Source organism: Enterobacter sp. 342 (assembly GCF_036663495.1).
Lineage (GTDB): Bacteria > Pseudomonadota > Gammaproteobacteria > Enterobacterales > Enterobacteriaceae > Enterobacter.
This window is the reverse complement of sequence record NZ_JAWUEI010000075.1, coordinates 1-5,077: the sequence shown is the minus strand read 5'-3', so window position 1 is coordinate 5,077 and position 5,077 is coordinate 1. Positions and strand designations below refer to the sequence as shown.

The following is a 5,077-nucleotide window of genomic DNA, read 5'->3' as shown; positions in this document are numbered from 1 at the left end:
ATCGGCCCAGATCCGCGAAATTTTAATCAGCGAGTCAGCTTGGGAAGAAATGACCTGCTTATTCGCACCTTCCCTAGGATATGCCCAAATCGCTCAGTTCCCCGAACCTGGGTAGGTCTACGTGCCTGCTTTGCCTTTTTAGTCATCCAGTTTGCCTCTCGCGCTAAACAACATTTTTTCAGCAACAGTTGAGATTTAGCTTCTTCTGTGTTCTAATTAGTTTTATATAGTAGAGGATTAATTCTAGTTTTCAAGTTAAAGCTTTAAGAATCAAAATGATAAACGATTGTAAATGCGTGTCCCAGCGTCTGACACCACTGATTATCAGGTACTTATGCCTGATACTTCCCTTGCTGTGTTTATCCTCTTGTTCAATGCTATTTTCGCTGGTGATCTCTGGCGCAGCTTTTCCGGGCTGTTTTTTTGCCTGATCGGAAGTGTAGTGACGACGACGTTAGCACATTTTGTTGTTTCGATTCGGTAATGGCAGGATCATCTCATCCCCACTGATGATCAGCTATCCATGTCTGGTACTGATACTTTCAACTCTTTTCTGGTTTCTTTTATTCGGATAACCCTTAATGACGCATGCTATGGGTTTTAAATGGTACAATAAATACCCGCTACTGATCATTATGTTTCTTGCAGCCATATCCACTATAACACTGGTTATTCGTACACAGGTCAGACCGGAAACGAATGATGCTTGGGGTTATGCTGATACCATTGATGTCGTTCCTGGAGTCAGTGTTCGGATTATCCTATTGCCGATAAAAGACAATCAGTATATCGATAAAGAGGATTTACTGCTAAAAATAGAGTCCCAACCTTATCTGCAATATCTGGCTGTAGCCCAGGCTAGGCTTAATACACTAAACCAGCAAATCATGCTGGCACAGCACACGGTTAGCGCACAAACTTATAATGCTAAATCTGCATATGAAATAGCTGATCGTGCACGAGTTGTAGCAGAGCAGGCACGTGGCACACGAATCCGCTGCTTAAAAAGGGTGTTAACTCTGCCGATGAGGTGGATAAGACAAGATCATCAGAACAGACTTCATATAGCAGAACTCAATACCTCGAAATTACAAACTAGGCCAATTGGTGGTGTTGATGCCCCAGTAGCGTACTGGGCAGAACTCGAAGCTCAGATTGCACTGACGAAACTTGGCCTCGAATTTACCGAAATCAGAGCCCCATTTAATGGCTGGGTCACATCACTGAAAACTACTGTGGGTCAGTTCACCTCTGTGCTGAAGCCCCTGTTGTTCATTCTCATCAATACTGAACGCTGGTACGTCATTGCTAACTACCGGAAAACGGGCCTGAAACATATTCGCGAAGGCGATAGGTCCAAACTTCTAATCGAATAATATACTCAAGCAGTACTTGATGCTATTTGTGATGTCGCGATTCACTCGAGCAAACTATATGATTTGGAACAGAAGGCAAATTTACAGTGACAGAAAGTAACAGCAGCACTGATAGCTGGCAAAAGCGCTGAGTCACATTTTCAACACGGTTTGTTCAGCCGTTATGGCGAAGAGGATACTTGGTTCTGATTGATGTCTGGCTACTAGAGCTCGACATTAGGACGTGACAGATTGCAGAGGATATCATGTTGACCAAAGCACTCGGTGAGGATACAGAACAACTCGGGCTAAGATGACTGCTGAAACATCTAAAAAATATAATTAAATTGATTATTATTGCGTGCAGGAGGCTTTGTACAACATGAATGGTTTAACTCGTGGAATTGATCAAATTAACTGGTTACATCATAAATTTAAGACAGAAGTTAACTGTGCACTGGTTGAACATAATATTCCATTGACGTTATCAAAACTCCGCGTGCTGGACGTCATCGCCCACACGCCACATTGCAGGGCAAAAGAAATTATCGAAATACTTGGGTTCAGTCCCCGGACTGTTACTGAAGCATTAGATTATCTTGATATCAAAGGCTTTATATTAAGAAAAAAGAGCAAAGAAAACAGAAAGGACAAGATTCTTAGTTTGACTCAACGTGGTGATAGTATTCTTTCTATCGCTATAGAAATCCGTATGGCAAAACTTCATGAATTAATTGAACCGCTAACTGAGGAACAGTTAATGCAATTAATCCACTTAAGTGATGTACTTTACAATGCTTCACGTTCTTTTAATTCATAAAACTTACTTCCCTATAGGATGGTATATACTTCTGTAATAATTAAGTCTTTGTATATAAAAAAACACCTTCTCATCCGGGATATCTTCAGGAATATGTTCTGATACAGAAGACTGTTTCATATATTCTTTAAATGCTTGTGTTGATGCCATAAAGTCAACCGCCTTATCAAGGATAATCGGAAGAGAATCCCCCATTTTTTCCATACATCCTCCATATCTATGCGGAATTATCAACATGAAGTATAGCAAAATATTCCCACGTGTTAATTCTTAAAATAAAAAATGTGAACTAATGCACAATGTTGATTAGCATTTAATAAATCTAGTAAATAATCACCTGCCTTTATATAATCCATATATGAGTAAATAATTCCGTCCAAAACTAAACTGAATATTTACTTATATGAAAAATAATATATAATGATAAGACAGAAAGGTAGCGTCCTTTCTGGCTCATGTTTAAGCAATATGCTTACCGGGCATCTTATGATGCCCGTATTTTTACTATTATGAAAAGTTAATCTATAGAATGCATTATCTGTAACTTGCGGTTGGTTAATGATTAGGCCATGATATTAAATTATATTAATAATTATTATTCTGTTTTGTAATAACCGATTCATTGAATGGTTTACAATCATCAGCGCTCTGTAAGATAAGGTAGGGCCTATCAAAAAAAATATTTCTGTTTGAAATTTGTTACATCAGACAGGCCAAAAATAAGTAAGATAGTGTTTTTGGCATCATCTCTTCTCTGAGATTATGATGTTCAGTCCGCGCCGGCTCATACTCTGCCTGATCCGGTATCGCCACAGTAACTGTCGGAACTGCCTGCTCGTATAATGACTGCCCTGGACGCCCTTCTAAGAGTCAAGCCGTTATCGGGATGCTGTTGACCTGCCTATTTTGGTTTCGAAGTAATGTATAAACTTCGCGTGAGATATAGCGCTTTAGACAGCGTATTGCTCCCATTTTTGTATGTCCTGCGGCTACTCGCCTGGCGGCATATTCCTTCGTTTTATCGTCAGTTCGTAAACGTCCGATGGCGATGATGTGAAGTGCACTATTTGCAGCACGATCTCCACCCCGATTAAGTCGGTAACGGTTCGTTTTTCCAGAAGAAACGGGGACCGGGCTGACACCACACAGTGCCGCAAATCCAGATTCAGATCTTAACCGTTGAGGATTGTCTCCGGCAGTGATCAGCAACTGTGAAGCGCTTTCGTATCCAATAGCATTACGTTTAATCAGTTCAGGTGCCAACTCGTCGACAATTGCCACAATCATGACATCCAGATCAGCGATTTCGTCATGTAACTCGAGATAGCGTCGGGCAAGGGACTTTAATGAAATGCGATAAACGTTGGTTACATTGCGGTATTCACTGGCATCAGGTCTCCAGGAACCCAGGGTCCTGATGAGCTGCATGCGCGTCATATTTCTGAGCTGTTCACGTAATTCATCCGGGGCAGAGATAATATTTGAATGGATAATCTGGAGAGCGACTCTGCGGGCTGATATTGCTGTTTTTCGGCAAGTTTTTAATACCCGCAGGGACTCAATCATGCCATCACGCGTTTTGGGAGTAACTGTCCTGATGCCAGAGAATGCTGCATGAGCGGCACATTCAGCATCAATTGTGTCACTTTTACCCCGTTTGCGTCGCGCCATCCGGTCTGGAGCAGTCACCTCAAGAACTTCTAACCCGGCGTTCTGAAAATAACGAAGCAAACCGGAACCATAGGTACCTGTGCACTCAACACCAATTCGCTTTAATGTCCCAAACGAGGTCATCCATGCCAGCATCTGCCGGTAACCTTGTCGTGTTGTGGAGAAATACTGGGTCCCAAGGACTTTATTGTTCTGATCTACGACAGCGGCAACGTGCAAATCTTTATGTGTATCCACGCCACCCACAACGGCGGCTTCGGTAACTTTATCAACCATGACAGAGCTCCTGTGAGGAAACAGAGTTGAATCTCCAGACAGATAACCCGGACAGGACAGTAACGAGACAAGCCGTCAGGCCCTTCTTGAGTCACGCGCATCGGTGAGGAGATGCCTCGCATGAAGGCGCTTCCGGCAACCGACGGGTCCAGGGCAGGACACAAAAGGTCGATCGCTGTGTGAGTCAGGATGCGGGAAGGTCTTCACTGCATCAGTAATCACACCAATCTGGTTAAACGGCAAACTAAGTGGTGGTAAAGACTGACACCGGCATTATTACTATCGCTGTGGAACATCACCCCAGCGGGCTTACCGCGAGTTTCCCATGCCATTTCCAGCGCTTTCATGGTGAGTTTGCTGTCCGGCGAGAACGACATTGCCCAGCCCACTGGTTTTCTTGCGAACAGATCGAGAACAACAGCGAGGTACGCCCAGCGCTTACCCGTCCAGATATAGGTCACATCACCGCACCACACCTGGTTTGGCTCTGTTACAGCGAACTGCCGTTCAAGGTGATTAGGGATAGCAACATGTTCATGACCACCACGTTTGTACCGGTGAGTCGGCTGCTGGCAGCTCACCAGTCCCAGCTCTTTCATTAGTTTGCCAGCGAGCCAGCGCCCCATCTGGTAGCCTCTCTGGGTTGCCATTGTAGCGATGCTCCTTGCTCCGGCTGAACCGTGGCTGATGCCATGCAGCTCAAGTACCTGACTGCGTAATACAGCCCGCCTGCCGTCTGGCTTTTCAGGCCGGTTTTTCCAGTATTTGTAGCTGCTGCGATGAACCCCGAACACATGGCAAAGAGTGACCACAGGATAACGCGCCCTGAGTTTCCCGATTATCGAGAACTGTTCAGGGAGTCTGACATCAAGAGCGCGGTTGTAGATTCAATTGGTCAACGCAACAGTTATGTGAAAACATGGGGTTGCGGAGGTTTTTTGAATGAGACGAACAT

5 protein-coding genes and 2 pseudogenes are annotated in these 5,077 nt (G+C 44.0%); 4 read left to right on the top strand and 3 right to left on the bottom strand.

Annotation, left to right across the window (positions count from 1 at the left end; genetic code table 11):
- Window positions 1-464: 464 nt before the first annotated feature.
- From V6E55_RS25935 to V6E55_RS24885, 3 genes are all read left to right on the top strand, one after another.
- Window positions 465-575: a YtcA family lipoprotein gene (locus V6E55_RS25935; protein WP_115509554.1), complete on the top strand. Its 111-nt coding sequence runs from the start codon at window positions 465-467 to the stop codon at window positions 573-575.
- Between the two features lie 6 nt (window positions 576-581).
- Window positions 582-1,376, top strand: coding sequence for a multidrug transporter subunit MdtN (locus tag V6E55_RS24890; protein WP_239177361.1), 795 nt, complete (start codon window positions 582-584; stop codon window positions 1,374-1,376).
- 361 nt (window positions 1,377-1,737) lie between these two features.
- On the top strand, window positions 1,738-2,175 hold the full coding sequence (locus V6E55_RS24885; protein ID WP_032640631.1) for a MarR family winged helix-turn-helix transcriptional regulator: 438 nt from the start codon (window positions 1,738-1,740) through the stop codon (window positions 2,173-2,175).
- Between the two features lie 3 nt (window positions 2,176-2,178).
- Here V6E55_RS24885 and V6E55_RS24880 read toward each other — a convergent pair whose 3' ends face one another.
- The 3 genes and pseudogenes from V6E55_RS24880 to V6E55_RS24870 form a co-directional block, all read right to left on the bottom strand.
- Window positions 2,179-2,379 (bottom strand): hypothetical protein, encoded by a 201-nt coding sequence (locus V6E55_RS24880; protein WP_032640629.1) that lies wholly within the window; start codon window positions 2,377-2,379, stop codon window positions 2,179-2,181.
- A gap of 666 nt (window positions 2,380-3,045) precedes the next feature.
- Window positions 3,046-4,122: an IS110 family transposase gene (locus V6E55_RS24875; protein ID WP_134928578.1), complete on the bottom strand. Its 1,077-nt coding sequence runs from the start codon at window positions 4,120-4,122 to the stop codon at window positions 3,046-3,048.
- A 218-nt stretch (window positions 4,123-4,340) separates the two neighbouring features.
- A pseudogene (locus V6E55_RS24870) lies at window positions 4,341-5,000 on the bottom strand (IS3 family transposase); the annotation flags it as partial.
- Between V6E55_RS24870 and V6E55_RS24865 the strand changes: the two are divergent.
- A pseudogene (locus V6E55_RS24865) lies at window positions 4,988-5,068 on the top strand (hypothetical protein); the annotation flags it as partial. The pseudogenes V6E55_RS24870 and V6E55_RS24865 sit on opposite strands and share 13 nt — an antisense overlap.
- Window positions 5,069-5,077 lie beyond the last annotated feature (9 nt).